13 protein-coding genes are annotated in these 15,986 nt (G+C 72.6%); 11 read left to right on the forward strand and 2 right to left on the reverse strand.

What is annotated here, in order from left to right; genetic code table 11:
- Positions 1 to 286: 286 nt before the first annotated feature.
- Genes ABD284_RS15230 through ABD284_RS15245 form a run of 4 tightly spaced genes read left to right on the forward strand, consistent with a single transcriptional unit; the run spans position 287 to position 3,621 of the window.
- The gene (locus tag ABD284_RS15230) at positions 287 to 1,435 is read left to right on the forward strand and encodes an undecaprenyl-diphosphate phosphatase (RefSeq protein ID WP_344143721.1); all 1,149 of its coding nucleotides are present in this window, start codon (positions 287 to 289) and stop codon (positions 1,433 to 1,435) included.
- A 25-nt stretch (positions 1,436 to 1,460) separates the two neighbouring features.
- The gene (locus tag ABD284_RS15235; protein WP_344143723.1) at positions 1,461 to 2,237 is read left to right on the forward strand and encodes a histidine phosphatase family protein; all 777 of its coding nucleotides are present in this window, start codon (positions 1,461 to 1,463) and stop codon (positions 2,235 to 2,237) included.
- A 24-nt stretch (positions 2,238 to 2,261) separates the two neighbouring features.
- Positions 2,262 to 2,828, forward strand: coding sequence for a DUF3090 family protein (locus ABD284_RS15240; protein ID WP_344143725.1), 567 nt, complete (start codon positions 2,262 to 2,264; stop codon positions 2,826 to 2,828).
- 46 nt (positions 2,829 to 2,874) lie between these two features.
- The gene (locus ABD284_RS15245; protein WP_344143728.1) at positions 2,875 to 3,621 is read left to right on the forward strand and encodes an SCO1664 family protein; all 747 of its coding nucleotides are present in this window, start codon (positions 2,875 to 2,877) and stop codon (positions 3,619 to 3,621) included.
- A gap of 1,292 nt (positions 3,622 to 4,913) precedes the next feature.
- Here ABD284_RS15245 and ABD284_RS15250 read toward each other — a convergent pair.
- Positions 4,914 to 5,402: a VOC family protein gene (locus ABD284_RS15250; RefSeq protein ID WP_344143729.1), complete on the reverse strand. Its 489-nt coding sequence runs from the start codon at positions 5,400 to 5,402 to the stop codon at positions 4,914 to 4,916.
- A 198-nt stretch (positions 5,403 to 5,600) separates the two neighbouring features.
- Here ABD284_RS15250 and ABD284_RS15255 point away from each other — a divergent pair, with 198 nt between their 5' ends.
- From ABD284_RS15255 to ABD284_RS15270, 4 genes are all read left to right on the forward strand, one after another.
- Positions 5,601 to 6,416, forward strand: a complete 816-nt coding sequence (locus ABD284_RS15255) for an NRDE family protein (RefSeq protein ID WP_344143730.1) — start codon at positions 5,601 to 5,603, stop codon at positions 6,414 to 6,416.
- Between the two features lie 446 nt (positions 6,417 to 6,862).
- Positions 6,863 to 7,018, forward strand: coding sequence for a hypothetical protein (locus tag ABD284_RS15260; RefSeq protein WP_344143732.1), 156 nt, complete (start codon positions 6,863 to 6,865; stop codon positions 7,016 to 7,018).
- 77 nt (positions 7,019 to 7,095) lie between these two features.
- Positions 7,096 to 8,322 (forward strand): cysteine--1-D-myo-inosityl 2-amino-2-deoxy-alpha-D-glucopyranoside ligase, encoded by a 1,227-nt coding sequence (mshC, locus tag ABD284_RS15265; protein WP_344143734.1) that lies wholly within the window; start codon positions 7,096 to 7,098, stop codon positions 8,320 to 8,322.
- Between the two features lie 324 nt (positions 8,323 to 8,646).
- Complete coding sequence (locus ABD284_RS15270; RefSeq protein WP_344143737.1) at positions 8,647 to 9,063, forward strand: ABATE domain-containing protein; 417 nt, start codon at positions 8,647 to 8,649, stop codon at positions 9,061 to 9,063.
- Positions 9,064 to 9,545: 482 nt separating this feature from the next.
- Here the strand turns inward: ABD284_RS15270 and ABD284_RS15275 are convergent, their stop codons facing one another.
- Positions 9,546 to 10,391, reverse strand: coding sequence for a PAC2 family protein (locus ABD284_RS15275; RefSeq protein WP_344143740.1), 846 nt, complete (start codon positions 10,389 to 10,391; stop codon positions 9,546 to 9,548).
- A 348-nt stretch (positions 10,392 to 10,739) separates the two neighbouring features.
- On the opposite strand from ABD284_RS15275, the gene metH reads away from it, so the two are divergent.
- The 3 genes from metH to ABD284_RS15290 all read left to right on the forward strand — a co-directional run bounded on the left by metH (position 10,740) and on the right by ABD284_RS15290 (position 15,548).
- A complete protein-coding gene (metH, locus tag ABD284_RS15280; RefSeq protein WP_344143742.1) occupies positions 10,740 to 14,210 on the forward strand; it encodes a methionine synthase in 3,471 nt (1,156 codons plus the stop codon).
- The gene (locus ABD284_RS15285) at positions 14,207 to 14,872 is read left to right on the forward strand and encodes an HAD family hydrolase (RefSeq protein WP_344143745.1); all 666 of its coding nucleotides are present in this window, start codon (positions 14,207 to 14,209) and stop codon (positions 14,870 to 14,872) included. The genes metH and ABD284_RS15285 overlap by 4 nt, the downstream gene beginning before the upstream one ends.
- Before the next feature lie 157 nt (positions 14,873 to 15,029).
- Entirely contained in the window at positions 15,030 to 15,548 is a 519-nt protein-coding gene (locus ABD284_RS15290) for a cellulose synthase (RefSeq protein ID WP_344143748.1), read from the forward strand.
- The last annotated feature ends 438 nt before the right edge of the window (positions 15,549 to 15,986 follow it).

Genomic DNA, 15,986 nt, shown 5'->3' on the forward strand with positions numbered 1-15,986 from the left:
CCGCCCCGGAGCGCGCAGTGCCGCCTCCGGGGCCGACCGGGCCGGCGAGGATGCCACGCACCCCGAGATCCCAGTAAGCTGCCGTGGTCTGCCCCCGCACGCGGCGTGGAGCCGCCCCTTCGGCTGCGCCGCCGACGTACGCGCTGCTCCCGCGCACCGGCGTGCGGGCGCCCGGCCGTGCTTTGCGCTCCCACGGTCGGCCGCGGCAATTCGCCTCCCGCACGCGCGAACGCCAGGGCACTGGAGCCCCACGCACCCGACCGAAGACCCAGGAGCCGAGCCCGCCGTGTCCATCATCGAGGCCCTCTTCCTCGGCCTGATCCAAGGATTGACCGAGTTCCTGCCGATCTCCTCCAGCGGCCACCTGCGGGTGGTATCCGCCTTCCTCGGTTGGCCCGATCCCGGGGCCGCCTTCACCGCGGTCAGCCAGATCGGCACCGAGCTCGCCGTGCTCATCTACTTCCGCAAGCGGATCTGGGCGATCCTGTCCACGTGGTCGCGGTCCTTGGTCAACTCCGAGCTGCGATCGGACATGAACGCGCGGATGGGCTGGTACGTCATCATCGGCACGATCCCGATCGGCGTCCTGGGCCTGGCGCTGGAGGAGCAGATCGACAGCCTCTTCCGCGACCTGCGGCTGATCGCTCTCACCCTGATCGTGTTCGGCGTGTTCCTGGGCCTGGCCGACCGGTACACGCGCAAGCACCGCACGCTCGTCGACCTGACGGTGAGCCGCGGCCTGGTGTACGGGCTGTTCCAGACCCTCGCGCTGATCCCGGGCGTCTCGCGCTCGGGCGCCACCGTCACGGGCGGCATGCTGCTGGGCTTCAAGCGCGCCGACGCAGCGGAGTACGCCTTCCTGCTGGCGATGCCGGCGGTGTTCGCCTCCGGGCTGTACAAGCTCACCGACATCGGCGCCAACGAGTACGCCGGCTGGACGGCCACCATCGTGGGCACCGTCGTGGCCTTCGTCGTCGGCTACGCCGTCATCGCCTGGCTGATGCGCTTCATCTCCACGCACAGCTTCATGCCCTTCGTCTACTACCGCTGTGCGCTGGGCGTGCTCATCCTGGCCCTCGTCAGCTTCAATCTGCTGGACCCCACCGGCGGCAGCGTGGGAGACGAGACGCAGCCGCCCGCATCCCAGGAGCAGAGCCGGGACCAGGAGGCCGAGGACGACACGGGCCCGGAGAACGGGCAGAGCCCGCGGCCCTCCTCCTCGCCCACCGCCGAGCCCTCGCCCTCGGCCAGCACCGACCCGGTCACGGGATGGCCGATCGACCCCGAAACCGGGCTGGCCGAGGACCCCGAGACCGGTCAGCACCGCGACCCCGACACCGGTGAGAACGTCCGGATCGACCCGGAGACCGGCCTGCCCATCGACCCCTATACCGGCCAGCCCTACGATCCGCAGGCCGACACGGCGACCGAGTAGCGGAGGCGCGGATATGGTTGCCCCAATGGGCACCCCTACGCAAGCGCAGCGGTCCCCGTCCGCCGGGAGCGGGGACCACACGCCCGAACCCGTCGCGACGTTGATCCTGGTCCGGCACGGGCTCACCGAGTCCACCGGCAGCACCCTGACCGGCCGCAGCCCCGGCGTGCACCTCGACGACCGGGGCCGCGCGCAGGCCGCCGCCCTCGCCGAGAGGCTGAGCGGGCTCGACCTGGCCGCCGTGGTCTCCAGTCCGCTGGAGCGCTGCCAGGAGACCGCCGGCATGATCGCCGCGGCCGCCGGGCACGAGGTCACCACCGACGACCGCTTCGTCGAGTGCGACTACGGCACCTGGACCGGCCGCAGACTCGGCGACCTCGCGAGCGAGCCGCTGTGGCGCACCGTCCAGGCGCACCCCAGCGCGGCCCGTTTCCCCGGCGGCGAGAGCCTCAGCGGGGTGTCCGCGCGCGCCGTGGCCGCCGTACGCGACTGGAACGAGCGGCTGACCGCGGTCGCACCCCGCCCGGTCTACGTGGTGTGCAGCCACGGCGACGTGATCAAGGCGGTGGCGGCCGACGCGCTCGGCCTGCACCTGGACCAGTTCCAGCGCGTCCAGGCCGACCCCTGCTCGCTCACCGCCGTGCGCTACACCAGCGTCCGGCCGTTCGTCGTCCGGCTCAACGACACCGGCGGCTCGGTGGAGGGCCTGGCGCCCGCACCGGAGCAGGCTTCGGGCGAGGCCGCGGTGGGCGGCGGCGCCGGGGCCGCGCGGCCCGCCGAGGGCGGCGAATCGCGAGGCTGAGCACGATCCTCTAGGGTTCATTGCATGTCCGTGTTCGAGTACGACCCGCCCGACCGCTTCATCGCAGGAACGGTGGGGCAGCCGGGGGAGCGCACCTTCTTCCTGCAGGCCGTCGGCAGTGGCCGCGTCACCAGCGCCGCCGTCGAGAAATCCCAGGTCTCGGCGCTGGCCGAGCGAATCGAGGAGCTGCTGGAGGAGGTCCGGCAGCGCTTCGGCGACCCGCTGGAGGCCGGAGAGGCGGCCGAGTCGGACGACGGCCCGCTGGAGCAGCCCATCGAGGAGGACTTCCGGGTGGGCACCCTCGCTCTGGCCTGGGACGCCGAGTCCGCGCGGGTCATCATCGAGGCCCAGCAGGCCGAGGAGGCCGAGGACGAGGACGCCGAGGAGGTCGAGGTCTTCGCCGAGGACGCTCCCGAGGGCCGCGACGTGCTGCGCGTGCACCTGACCGCGGGCGCGGCGCGGGCGTTCGCGGGCCGGGCGATGAAGGTCGTCGCGGCCGGCCGGCCCAACTGCCCGCTGTGCGGTCAGCCACTCGACCCCGCCGGGCACATCTGCCCGCGCCAGAACGGGTACAAGCCCGGGGTGATGTGAGTCAGGCGAGGCAGGCGGAGGAAGCGGGACCGCTAGGGACGGGGACATGACCGCGTCGTTCGAAGGGCTGTCGACCAGCGACGCCTTGGAACTGCTGAGCACCGGGGAGCTCACGCCGGTGGGACGGCTGACCGAGGCGTCCAACGCCACGCTGTACTGCACCGTCTCCGCGCCCGGCGGCGCCGAGGCCGGGTGCGTCTACAAGCCCGTCGCCGGAGAGCGCCCGCTGTGGGACTTCCCCGACGGCACCCTCGCCGGCCGCGAGCTGTCTGCGTTCGCCGTCTCCGACGCGCTGGGCTGGGACATCGTGCCGCCGACCGTCCACCGCGACGGCCCCTTCGGCGAGGGCATGGTCCAGCTCTGGATCGACGGCGACACCTCGGTCGACCTCGTCGAGCTCGCTCGCGACACGCTGCACCCCGGACTGCGGCGCATGGCCGTCTTCGACGCGGTCATCAACAACTCCGACCGCAAGATCGGGCACCTGCTGCCGATCCCCACCGGCCACCTCTACGGCTGCGACCACGGCGTCTCCTTCGCCGAGGAGTACAAGCTGCGCACCGTGCTGTGGCAGTGGCAGGGCGAACCGCTCGCCGACGACGCCCTCGCCGGGCTGGCGGCGCTGGAGGGACGGCTGCGCGACCCCGACAGCCCGGTGGCCGGCGAGCTCCGCCGCCACCTCACCGAGCCGGAGGCCTACGCGGTCCTGCGCCGCGTCGAACTGCTGCGCCACCACGGCGTGCATCCCTTCCCCTCGCCAGACTGGCCGGCCGTCCCCTGGCCTCCGGTGTAAGGTCCGCCCGGGGTAAGCCGCCCGGGGGCAAGGCGCGCCCGGGGGAGAGGCGGTTGCAGCAGGGCGCGCCCGGGGGAGAGGCGGTCGGGGTCGGTGTTGATCGGTTCGGGTGTGTGGGGGGTCGGGCGTGTGACGGGGCGGCGAAGGCGGCGGATGGCCGAGCCCCAGCCCAGCGCACCGGGTGCTCGCCGGTGGCGCGCCCAACGGGGGCGAGGGGTGCCCTGCGCCCTGGGGCGCATTCCGAGGGCGCTTGCGTAAGGGTTCGCGGATTCGAGACGTTCCGGGCATTCGGGGCGGATGCCGGGTGAGCGGGTGTGGCGAGACGGCCCTCAGGCACGCATCAGCAGCACGGCATGCCGCACGGGGTGTTCGGGTCGGCTGGTTTGTAGGTAAATGCCCGAATTGGGTACCCGGTTGAACCGTTCACCTCCGCATCGAGTGCGACGAAACCCTCCTGATGCATGTATCCCGGGCCTCTGAGTGCGGTTTACGGCGGTATCGTCGCTGCGCGGGCCCGCGCAGCGACGGAAATATCGGTCAAATCGGGCAAATGGCCTGCCATTTTTTCGTATTGCGGAATCTCAGATGCAAGGACATGCCACTTCGCTGATTCGTCTGCGTTCGTGCGCCTTGGGAGGACGCTCGGGAGTCACTATGCCCGAAACGCCCCCTTGGATCGCGGACCCCGGCGCGCCCCCAGGCCGACGGCGCCCATGCCCGCATGCGGACCGCCCCCGCCCCTTCGCCGCGTGCGGAACCGGCGGGCTCTCGGCGCGGTGATCGCGGGCTCTACCCGCGCTGTCCTCGCTGCCGCGTCGGGTGCGGAACCGGCGGGAACGTGGTGCGGTGATCGGAGTCCCGGCCATGCGCTGTGCTTGCTGCCGCGTTGGGTGAGTAACCGATGGTGGCCAGTGCGGTGGTCGCGGGCTCTACCCGCGCTGTGCTTGCTGCCGCGTTGGGTGAGCAGCCGAGGGCAACCGATGCGGTGGTCGTGGGCTCTACCCCGCGCCGTCCTTGCTGCTGCGTCGGGTGTGGGACCGGTGGTGACCGGTGCGGTGATCGGGGGCTTGCCCCGCGCTGTCCTTGCTGCCGCGTTGGGTGAGCAGCCGAGGGCAACCGATGCGGTGGTCGTGGGCTCTACCCCGCGCCGCCCTTGCTGCTTCGTCGGGTGCGGGACCGGCGGGAACGGGGTGCGGTGATCGGGGTTCCGGCCATGCGCTCCCCTTGCCGCTTCGTCGGCTGAGTGGCCGATGGCCACCGGTGCGGTAGTGGGCGGCTTGGGGCGAGGCGCCTCAGTTGCCGTCTTCGCTGCCGTCGAGGTAGTCGGCCCGGCCCTGGTCGTCGACGTCGAACGCCCCCCGGGGTACGAGGCAGAACTCGTTCCCCTCGGGATCGGCCATGACCAGGAAGCCTCCGTCGGCGTACTCGGGCAGGCGACGGCCGCCGAGCTCTTCGATCCGCCGACGCTCGGCAGCGGGATCGGCGCAGGACAGGTCCAAATGCACTCTGTTCTTCCGCGAGTCCACGTCGTCGACCCGTTGGAACACCACGCCCGGGCCCGCTCCGGAACCCGCTCCGGAACCCGCTTCTGGACTCGCTCCGGGACCCGGTTCGCCTTCGGGGGCCACGCCGGATTCCGGCGAACCGCGTCCCAGGAAGACGTACGGGCCGATGCGCGCCGCGATCGGCCTGCCGAGTACCTGCGACCAGAACTCCGCCAGCCGCTCCGGCTCGCGGCAGTCGACGACGACGTCCCTGATCTCCACGCGGGCCCCTGTCATGCGCTGAGACTTTCATACGCCGCATTTGCCTCCGCCACCCCGCCCCCACCGACCCCCGTCCGCCCCCGCCCGCCCCCGGTCTTCCCCCGCGCCCTCCCTGCGCCGGCGCGGAACACCCCGCTTCGCGGGCGCGTTGGTTGGGTGTGCGGATGTTCCCCAGCCCCGCGAGCGCGGGCGCCGCGTGGAAGCGGAGGCGTTATGTGCACGGTGATCGTCGGCTTCGACCCCGAGGCGGCCACCCCGCTGGTCCTGGCGGCACTGCGTGACGAGATGCTCGACCGGGCGTGGGAGGTCCCGGCCGCGCACTGGCCGGACCGCCCCGACCTGGTGGGTGGGCGCGACTCCCGCGAAGGCGGCACGTGGCTGGCGGCGCGCCGCGCCGGCGCGCCCGGCACCCCGGGCGTGGCCGCACTGCTCAACGGCATCCCTCCGGGCGCCGCATCCCCCGCCGACACGACGGTGCCGCCCGGCACAACGCGCTACAGCCGCGGCCGCCTGCCGCTGGCGGCCGCCGCGGGCGGCAAGCTCGACCTCGACCCCGACGAGGCCCGGCACTACGACCCCTTCCACCTGCTCGTCGCCGACCCGGACCGGGCCGTGCTCGACTCGTGGGACGGCGGTTCGCTGCGCGAAGAGCCGCTTCCCGTCGGGGTCACCGTCCTGGTCAACTCCGGCTGCGACGCCGAGGCGCCGCGCGCCCGCCGCCACCGCCCGGTGTTCGATCGCACCCGTCCCGACCCCGGTGAGCCCGAGTTGGCCGCGGCCGACTCCGTCGAGGCGGTGTGGGGCGAGTGGCCGGCGCTGCTGGACGAGGCCGCGCGCGGAGACGCCCGCACGGGCGGCTTCGGCGCGGGCGCGGACGCCCCCGCGTCCCTGTTCGCCCGTTCGGAGTTCGCCGGCGGGCGGGTATGGGCCACGTCGTCGGTGACGCTCCTGGCCCTGGGCCGCGGCACGCTGCGCTACGCCTTCTCGGCCCGCCCCGGCGACCCCGCGGCCTGGTACCTCGTGCGCTGAGGATCGCGCTCCGCTCCTTCCCCGCTCCGCTCCTTCCGCGTCCCATCCGTCCGCCCCTCCCTTCCTTCTTCCCTCCACAGCCGCCGCACCCCCTTCCGCGCCCGTCCGCAGCCCTCCTCTACTTGACCCGCAGGTAAACCGCGTGCCGGAGCCGGGCGTCTACCAGAACCGGGACCCTGCGCGCGTGCGCCGCCGCGGTGTCCCGCGACCGAGCCCGAGCGGGTGCGTCCGCCTCGAACGCCGCGGTCCCCGTCGGGGATCGCAACCGTGTCGGATGCGGACCCGTCCGAAGGGCGCACAGCGTCTCGATCGAGGGGCGGGTGGGGACGATGACGCCACGGCAGGCATGGCCGAGCCGCGTCGGCCGGCGCCGGCCCGCGGCGGCCGAGCGTGCCGCGGGTCCGGGTGCCGGTCCGGGGCAGGGTCCGGCCCGCCGGAGGGCCGGCGTGCTGGAGCGGGCCAGCTACTGGCTGCTCTATGTGGTGGCGTTTCCCGCAGGGCTGCTGCACTGGAGCGCGGGAAACCACACGTCCGCCCTGCTGTGCGCGCTGGCGGCGGCCGCCGCAGCCGGCTGCATCGCCGGTTCGCACCGCCGCCGCTGACGCCGGCGCACCGAGCGTGGCCGAAACTACGGTGCGTCCGGGGATTCCGTGCACAAAGCGGCCGATATCCTCGACCTATGCGCTCTTGGCCCGCTCCCGACCTCGTCCGCCTGCCCGGCAACGGCGGTCCGCTCCGTGTCCACGACACCGTCTCAGGAGCCCTCCGCCGGCTCGCCCCCGAACCCACGGCCCGGATGTACGTCTGCGGGATCACTCCTTACGACGCCGCCCACCTCGGGCACGCCTTCACCTATCTGACCTTCGACCTGGTGCATCGGGTGCTGCGCGACGCCGGGCACGGGGTCGACTACGTGCAGAACGTCACCGACGTCGACGACCCCCTGCTGGAGCGTGCCCAGGACAACGGCGAGGACTGGCGCGAACTCGCCGAACGCGAGATCGGCGTCTTCCGCGAGGACATGGCGGCGCTGCGCATCCTGCCGCCGCGCGCTTACGTGGGCGTCGCGGAGTCGGTGCAGCTGATCGCCGACTTCGTCGACCGCCTCCGTGCCGCGGGCGCCTCCTACGACCTCGAAGGCGACATCTACTTCTCCGTCGCCGAGGCCGCCAAGTTCGGCGAGGTCAGCGGGATGGACCGGGACCAGATGCTGGAGCTGTTCCCCGAACGGGGCGGCGACCCGCAGCGTCCCGGCAAGAAGGACCCGCTGGACTGGCTGCTGTGGCGCGCCGAGCGCCCCGGCGAGCCCGCCTGGGACACCCGGCTGGGGCGCGGCCGCCCCGGCTGGCACGTCGAGTGCAGCGCGATCTCGCTCAACGAACTGGGCGTCGGCTTCGACATCAACGGCGGCGGCGACGACCTGGTCTTCCCCCACCACGAGATGGGTGCGGCCGAGGCGCGCTGCGCCACCGGCACCGGTCCGCACGCCCAGACCTACATGCACGTGGGCATGGTCGGGCTCGACGGCGAGAAGATGTCGAAGTCGCGCGGCAACCTGGTCTTCGCCTCGGAGCTGCGCAAGCGCGGCGTGGACCCGATGGCGGTGCGGGTGGCGATGCTGCCCTTCCACTACCGCACCGCCTGGCAGTGGAGCGAGGACGTGCTGCAGCAGGGCGCCCGGCGCCTGGACCGCTGGCGCGCGGCAGCCGACCTGACCGCCGGACCGGACGCGACCCCCGCGCTGGAGCGAGTCCGCGCGGCGCTGGCGGAGGACCTGGACACCGCCGCGGCGGTGGCCGCCCTCGACGCGTGGGCCGACAGCGCACTGGCCGGAGGCGGAGACGACCCCGCCGCCCCCGCCCTGATGCGCGATACCGCCGACACGCTCCTGGGAGTACGGCTCTAGGCGACGCGTCCCCGCGCCGCCCCGCCGCCCCCGGCCGCCCCCGGCCTCCGCCGGCCGTCCGCGGCTGGGAGAACGGTCGTTCGGCTCCGTCGGACGCAGTATTGCTGCGGTCGCCGTCTGCCGGGGCGCGATCGCGGACGCGGGCGCGGGCGGAAGGGGGCGAAGGTCCGTCTCTGCGGGCCCGGCCGGCCGGGCCCGCGTCCCGGCCTGCGGGATGCGGGGTATCCGCAGACCAGGGCGGTGGGGAACCGGTGTGCGGCCACAAGTGGACGAGGGGCCCGCGCAGGTCACGACCACGTGTCCGTCCGTGGTGGGATGGTGACCATGACCACCCCCACAGAGCAGACTCCCGCGGCTTCCCTCGTCCAGGCGTTTGTCGCGACCGGCGACGAGCTCGCCGACCGCGCGGACCTCGCCGCCTTCCTCCGCAAGCACCGGCTGGTGGCCGAAGGGGCCATCCCGATCACGCTGGCCGACTTCGAGGAGGCGGTCTCGCTGCGTGACGCCATCGCGGCGCTGCTGCGGCGCGCCGGGGGATCCTCCTTCGACGAGGAGGCCCTCGTGCGCGGTCAGCGGATTCTCGACGGGCTGCGGGTCACCGTGCGGCTGGAGCCGCCGGAGGACCCGCTGCAGCTGCTGGCGCCCGCCGTCGTCGACGAGGTCCGCCGCGGCCTGGCCCGGATCGCGGCCGCCTGGGCCGCGGTGCTGGCGACCGGCGAGTGGCGCACCATCCGCGTCTGACCGCCGGCCGTCGACCTCCGGGTTCACCGACCTCAGGCCAACCACCCCTCGGCCCGCTCACCTCCGGCCCGTCGACTCGCCGGCCCTCCGGCGACCGCGACGGCTCCCGGTCCGAGCGGCCTCCGGGCCCGGAAGACGGGACCGCAGGGGCCTGACCGCAGTGGCGCGGACCCCGCAACCGCGCGGTGAGAGTCGGCGGATCCCCGGGCGAAGCGGATCATCCTCGGGCGGAGGCGGATCCCCGACGGAGACGAGACGGCAGCCCCGCCCCCCGGAAGCGGCAGCCGGGAGACGGCAGCCCTCACCCCGAAACGGCAGACGGCATCCGCCATCTCAGAAACGGCATCCGCCACCGTGGAGACGACATCCGCGACACGGCGTCCGACATCCGGCAGCAGGTCCGGCGGCGGCCCGCCGCCGGACCCGGCCCCTGCCCGCCGCGTCAGCGGGCCGAGCGGGAGGGGGCGGCGGTGCTCAGGGCTTCAGCCGCGGCCGCGGCGCTTGAGGTAGCGCTCGAACTCGCGGGCGATGGCCTCGCCGGTGGCCTCGGGCAGGTCGGCGGCGTCCTTGGCCTCTTCGAGGCTGCGGACGTAGCCGGCGATGTCGTCGTCCTCGGAGGCGAGCTCGTCGACGCCGCGTTCCCAGGCGCGCGCCTCCTCGGGCAGATCGCCCATCGGCACGGTGAGGTCGAGCACGTCCTCGACCCGGCGCAGCAGCGCGAGGGTGCCCTTGGGGCACGGCGGCTGGGCGACGTAGTGCGGCACGGCGGCCCACAGCGACACCGCCTCCAGCCCGGCGGAGTCGAAGGCGTCGTGCAGCACGCCCAGGATTCCGGTGGGGCCTTCGTAGGAGGTGGGTTCCAGGTGCAGCGAGCCGCGCAGGGCGCTGGGGGAGGTGGAGCCCGTCACCGGCACCGGGCGGGTGTGCGGGGAGTCGGCCAGCAGGGAACCCACCAGCACGATCCGGCGCACGCCCAGCTCACGGGCGATGGAGAGCAGGTCGCCGGCGAACCCGCGCCAGCGCATGTTGGGTTCGGGCCCGCTGACCAGCACCACGTCGTTGCGCGCGCCCTTGGGGCGGGCGATCGAGACGCGCGTGGCCGGCCAGGAGATGCCGCGGTGCTCGCCGTCGACGACGGTCGCACGCGGACGCGAGACCTGGAAGTCGTAGTAGTCGTCGGGCTGCAGCGCAAGCAGCTCGTCGGCGTCCCAGGTCGAGGCCAGGTGCTCGATGACCGCGCTCGCGGCTTCGCCGGCGTCGTTCCAGCCCTCGAACGCGGCAACCATGACAGGCTCGACGAGCTCGGGTGCGCTGTCGAGCTCGGCCACTGACCGCCTCCTCACGTATCCCGGGCGCCGTTGCGGCGGATCCGGGCCAGTCGTCGGATCGACCGCGCGTGAAGCCCACGCGCGATCCAGCCCTACCACGAGTGCCCGCGGCGGCGACAGCCAACCGGCCGCCCGGCGCCGCGCGTTCCGCGCAGCGGACCACGACCACCCTATGGCTCTGGGCTCCACCGGCATAACCGCTCGGTGCCGCGCGTTTGTTCCACACGGGGCGGCGCAGGCCCGCGGCGCTGAACGCACACCGTTTGACCTGCACGTTCGTCGGGGACATGCCGAGGGGGCACCCCCTCACCCCGCAGCGCAAGACGGCCGACACTACAGTTGAAGATTATGAGTTCTCGACTCTCCTTCCGTGATGCCCTCGCTCAACGTGTCATCATCGCTGACGGCGCGATGGGCACGATGCTTCAGGCCCATGATCTCGACCTCGATGATTTCAACGGGCTCGAAGGCTGCAACGAGATCCTCAACGTGACTCGGCCCGACGTGGTACGTGCCACGCACGCGGCCTTCTACGACGTCGGCGTTGACTGTGTCGAGACCAACACCTTCGGCACCAACTACGCCGCGCTCGGAGAATACGACATCCCCGAACGCACCTACGAGCTCGCCGAGGCCGGCGCACGCCTGGCCCGCGAGGTCGCCGACGAGTACACCACCCCCGACCATCCCCGATACGTCCTGGGCTCGGCCGGGCCCGGAACCAAGCTCCCCTCTCTCGGCCACATCGACTACGCCACCATCCGCGACTACTACGAGCAGTGCCACATCGGCCTCATCGAGGGCGGCGCCGACGCCATCCTCATCGAGACCTGCCAGGACCTGCTGCAGACGAAGGCGGCCGTGATCGGCGCGCAGCGCGCGCGGCGCGCCAAGGGCGTCGACATCCCGATCATCGCCCAGGTGACCATCGAGACCACCGGCACCATGCTGCTGGGCTCGGAGATCGGCGCCGCGCTGACCTCCCTCGAACCGCTGGGCATCGACGTGATCGGGATCAACTGCGCCACCGGCCCGGCCGAGATGAGCGAGCACCTGCGCTACCTGTCCCAGCACGCGCGCGTGCCCATCTCCTGCATGCCCAACGCCGGCCTGCCCGAGCTGGGCGCCGAGGGCGCGGTGTACCCGCTGCAGCCCAGCGAGCTCGCCGACGCCCACGACTCCTTCACCGGCGAGTTCGGACTGTCCATCGCGGGCGGCTGCTGCGGCACCACGCCCGAGCACCTGCGCCAGGTCGTCGAGCGCGTGGGCGGGCGCGGCATCAAGCAGCGCAACGCCTACGACGTCGCCTCCGCGGCCTCGCTCTACCAGAGCGTGCCCTTCCGCCAGGACACCAGTTACCTGGCCGTGGGCGAGCGCACCAACGCCAACGGCTCCAAGAAGTTCCGCGAGGCGATGGTCGAGGAGCGCTTCGACGACTGCGTGGAGATCGCCCGCGACCAGATCGCCGACGGCGCCCACATGCTCGACCTCAACGTCGACTACGTCGGCCGCGACGGCTCCGCCGACATGCGCGAGCTGGCCTCCCGCCTGGCGACGGCCTCCACGCTGCCGATCATGCTGGACTCCACCGAGCCCGCCGTCATCGAGGCGGGACTGGAGATGCTCGGCGGCCGCGCCGTGATCAACTCCGTCAATTACGAGGACGGCGACGGCCCCGACTCCCGGATGAAGCGGCTGATGCCGGTCATCATGGAGCACGGCGCCGCCGTGGTCGGGCTGACCATCGACGAGGAGGGCCAGGCCCGCACCGCCGAGTGGAAGGTGCGCGTGGCCGCCCGCCTCATCGACGAGCTCACCGGCGAGTGGGGCATGCGGCGCGAGGACATCATCATCGACGCGCTGACCTTCCCCATCGCCACCGGCCAGGACGAGACCCGGCGCGACGGCATCGAGACGCTGGAGGCGATCAAGGAGATCAACCGGCTCTACCCGGGCGTGCAGACCACCCTGGGCCTGTCGAACCTCTCCTTCGGCCTCAACCCGGCCGCGCGCATCGTGCTGAACTCGGTGTTCCTGCACGAGTGCGTCGAGGCCGGGCTGACCTCGGCCATCGTGCACGCCTCGAAGATCCTGCCGATGAACAGGATTCCCGACGAGCAGCGCCAGGTCGCGCTGGACATGATCTACGACCGGCGCACCGAGGACTACGACCCGCTGGCGAAGTTCCTCGACCTGTTCGAGGGCGTCGACGCCCAGGCCCTGAAGGCCTCGCGCGCCGACGAACTGGCCAAGCTGCCGCTGTGGGACCGGCTGGAGCGCCGCATCATCGACGGCGAGATGAACGGCATCGAGGCCGACCTGGACGCGGCGCTGGCCGAGCGGCCGGCTCTGCAGATCGTCAACGACACGCTGCTCGCCGGCATGAAGGTCGTCGGCGAGCTGTTCGGCTCCGGCGAGATGCAGCTCCCGTTCGTGCTGAAGTCGGCCGAGGTGATGAAGTCGGCCGTGGCCTACCTCGAACCGCACATGGAGAAGACCGACGACGACGGCAAGGGCCGCATCGTGCTCGCCACCGTCAAGGGCGACGTGCACGACATCGGCAAGAACCTCGTCGACATCATCCTCTCCAACAACGGCTACGACGTCGTTAACCTGGGCATCAAGCAGCCGGTCTCGACGATCCTGGAGACCGCCGAGGAGCAGAATGCCGACGTCATCGGCATGTCCGGGCTGCTCGTGAAGTCCACGGTGATCATGAAGGAGAACCTGGAGGAGATGAACTCCCGGGGCATCTCCGAGACCTACCCGGTGCTCCTGGGCGGCGCTGCGCTCACCCGCTCCTTCGTCGAGGAGGACCTCGCCGGACTGTTCGACGGCCAGGTGCGCTACGCCCGCGACGCCTTCGAGGGCCTGCGCCTGATGGACGCGTTCATGGCCGTCAAGCGCGGCGTCGAGGGCGCCGAGCTTCCCGCACTGCGCCAGCGCAAGGTCAAGGGCGGCGCCAAGCTGGAGGTCACCGCGCCCGAGGACATGCCCGCGCGCAGCGACGTCGCCACCGACAACCCGCTGCCCACTCCGCCGTTCTGGGGCGACCGGATCAGCAAGGGCATCCCGCTGGCCGACTACACCGCCTTCCTGGACGAGCGGGCGACCTTCATGGGCCAGTGGGGCCTGAAGGGCTCCAAGAAGGGCGGCGGGCCCAGCTATGAGGAGCTGGTCGAGACGGAGGGCCGGCCGCGCATGCGGGCCTGGCTGGACCGCATCCAGACCGACGGCCTGCTGGAGGCCGCGGTGGTCTACGGGTACTTCCCCTGCTACAGCGAGGGCGACGACCTGGTCGTGCTGGACGAGGAGGGCGGCGAGCGCGTCCGCTTCTCCTTCCCGCGCCAGCGCCGCGACCGCCACCTCTGCCTGTCGGACTTCTTCCGGCCCAAGGAGTCGGGCGAGCTCGACGTGCTGCCGCTGCAGGTGGTGACCGTCGGCTCGGCGATCAGCGGGGCCACCCAGGAGCTGTTCGAGAAGAACGCCTACCGCGACTACCTGGAGCTGCACGGGCTCTCGGTGCAGCTGACCGAGGCGCTGGCCGAGTACTGGCACACGCGCATCCGCTCGGAGCTGGGTTTCGCGGGCGAGGACCCCGAGGACCTGGACTCGTTCTTCAAGCTCGGCTACCGCGGCGCCCGGTTCTCCCTGGGCTACGGCGCCTGCCCGGACCTGGAGGACCGCGCCAAGGTGATGAAGCTGCTGGAGCCCGAGCGGGTCGGCGTCACGTTGTCCGAGGAGTTCCAGCTCGTTCCCGAGCAGGCAACCGACGCGATCGTCATTCATCACCCGGAGGCGAAATACTTCAACGTATGACCGGTTCCGGCGCACCCCTGCAGGCAGTCCTGTTCGACATGGACGGCACACTGATCGACAGCGAACGCCTGTGGGGGACGGCCGAGTCGGCCGCGGCGGCCTCCCTCGGCGGCGAGTGGACCGCGCAGGACCACCGCCGCAACATCGGGGGAGCCGCCGCGGCGGTGGCCCGCTACATGATCGAGCGGGCCGGTGTGGACGCAGATGCCCACGCCGTCGCCGCCCGGCTGCAGGCGGAGTTCGCCCGCCTGCTGGCCGGCGGCGCCGAGCCGCGTCCGGGAGCCAAGGAGCTGGTGGCCCGCGTCGCGGGCTCGGGAGTCCCCTCGGCGCTGGTCACCTCCACCCAGCGGGCGCTGGTCGGCTCGGCGATCGGCGCGATCGGGGTCGACAGCTTCGACGTCTCGGTCGCCGGCGACGAGGTCGGGGCCAACAAGCCCGACCCCGCCCCCTACCTCACCGCTGCCCGACTGCTGGGTGCCGACCCCGCGCGGTGCGTGGCCTTCGAGGACTCCGAGGTGGGTGTGGCCTCCGCGCTGGCGGCCGGCTGCACGACGGTCGCCGTGGTCGACCAGGTCGGCTTCACCCCCGGCGGACGCCTGCACGTGCTGGAGACGCTGGAGGGCGTGGACCTGGACTGGGTCGGGTCCCTCGTAGCGGCCTGACCCGCGGTACCGGCGCCGGTCGCCGCGCGGTGCGCCCCGCGCCCGCAGCCGCGGGACCGCCACCGGACCCGCCATTCCTCCCTGTGGCCCCGTCGCGGGCGTTCCCTAGGGGACTCGCCCGATGTGCGGCGCTGGACGCGGATGCAACACTGGAAGCATGCCGGAACAGTTGCCCATCGCAGGTCCGATGCTGGGAGCCGCACTCACCGTCGTGGGGCTGATCGTCTCGTGGGTGCTCTGGCGGCGCCGCGGCGCCGCCTCCGGGCTGCGCGGTGTCGCATGGTCGCTGCTGCCGCTGGCCGTCGGCCTCATGGGGCTCATGACGATCCTCTGGCGGCTCGTCGCCGACCTTGTCGGCTTCTTCGTCTCTTTGGCGTTCAACCCCATCGTGTGGGCGGGGGTCGCCGTGGCCGGCCTGGCGGTCGTGCTGTGGGTGGTCTCGGGCGTCATGCGTGCGCGCGGCGTGGGCGTGCGCAAGGGGTCCGGGTCCGGTTCCGCGGCGGCCGAGCAGGGCGGCGGTCCGGCCGCCGGCATCACCTCCGCGGACGGCGGGACCGCAGGCGCCGCCGGCGCGCCGGGCAAGGGCCAGGGCAAGCAGGCGGGGAAGCCCAAGCAGGGCGGCGACGACGACTTCGGCGACATCGAGGACCTGCTGCGCAAGCACGGGATCGAGTAGCGGGCGGAGCGGCCCGCGGCGGCCGGGGCGCTGGTCCGCGCCCCGGCGAGCGGCGTGTGCGCGCGGCCTGCCCCCTCCCGGGTGCGCCGCCTGCTCCCGGGCGCGCCGTGCGCGGTCCGGGCACCGCCGAGCGCGGCGCGCAGCCCCGATCCCGCGCCGGAATCCGGCGTCCGCGGAGTGCATCCCGAAGACGCCCCGTGCGCCTCTCGCGCACCATTCTCCCAAGCCCGGTCCAGGCCGGGAGAGAGCCCCCCGTGACCGCCATTTCCGTGCGTCCGGTGCGGCGGCTCGGCGGCCCCGGACCGCCGGCGGAGTAAATTTACCCGCTTGGCGGGATGATTGTCCTAATTTTCCGTTTATTATGACTTCGGGCTGTAGCGAGGCCCCCGACCAGGGCGTGCCGCCCCAAACCGATGCCTGTCGTGATGCACACTCGGT

Source organism: Streptomonospora arabica (assembly GCF_039531585.1).
In the GTDB taxonomy this organism is placed as follows: domain Bacteria; phylum Actinomycetota; class Actinomycetes; order Streptosporangiales; family Streptosporangiaceae; genus Streptomonospora; species Streptomonospora halophila.

Excerpts from the sequence above, each read along its gene's own strand:
- ABD284_RS15235 (WP_344143723.1), top strand. The coding sequence starts at position 1,461 with ATGGGCACCCCTACGCAAGCGCAGCGGTCCCCGTCCGCCGGGAGCGGG.
- ABD284_RS15240 (WP_344143725.1), top strand. The coding sequence starts at position 2,262 with ATGTCCGTGTTCGAGTACGACCCGCCCGACCGCTTCATCGCAGGAACG.
- ABD284_RS15245 (WP_344143728.1), top strand. The coding sequence starts at position 2,875 with ATGACCGCGTCGTTCGAAGGGCTGTCGACCAGCGACGCCTTGGAACTG.
- ABD284_RS15250 (WP_344143729.1), bottom strand. The coding sequence starts at position 5,402 with ATGACAGGGGCCCGCGTGGAGATCAGGGACGTCGTCGTCGACTGCCGC.
- ABD284_RS15255 (WP_344143730.1), top strand. The coding sequence starts at position 5,601 with ATGTGCACGGTGATCGTCGGCTTCGACCCCGAGGCGGCCACCCCGCTG.
- mshC (WP_344143734.1), top strand. The coding sequence starts at position 7,096 with ATGCGCTCTTGGCCCGCTCCCGACCTCGTCCGCCTGCCCGGCAACGGC.
- ABD284_RS15270 (WP_344143737.1), top strand. The coding sequence starts at position 8,647 with ATGACCACCCCCACAGAGCAGACTCCCGCGGCTTCCCTCGTCCAGGCG.
- metH (WP_344143742.1), top strand. The coding sequence starts at position 10,740 with ATGAGTTCTCGACTCTCCTTCCGTGATGCCCTCGCTCAACGTGTCATC.
- ABD284_RS15285 (WP_344143745.1), top strand. The coding sequence starts at position 14,207 with ATGACCGGTTCCGGCGCACCCCTGCAGGCAGTCCTGTTCGACATGGAC.
- ABD284_RS15290 (WP_344143748.1), top strand. The coding sequence starts at position 15,030 with ATGCCGGAACAGTTGCCCATCGCAGGTCCGATGCTGGGAGCCGCACTC.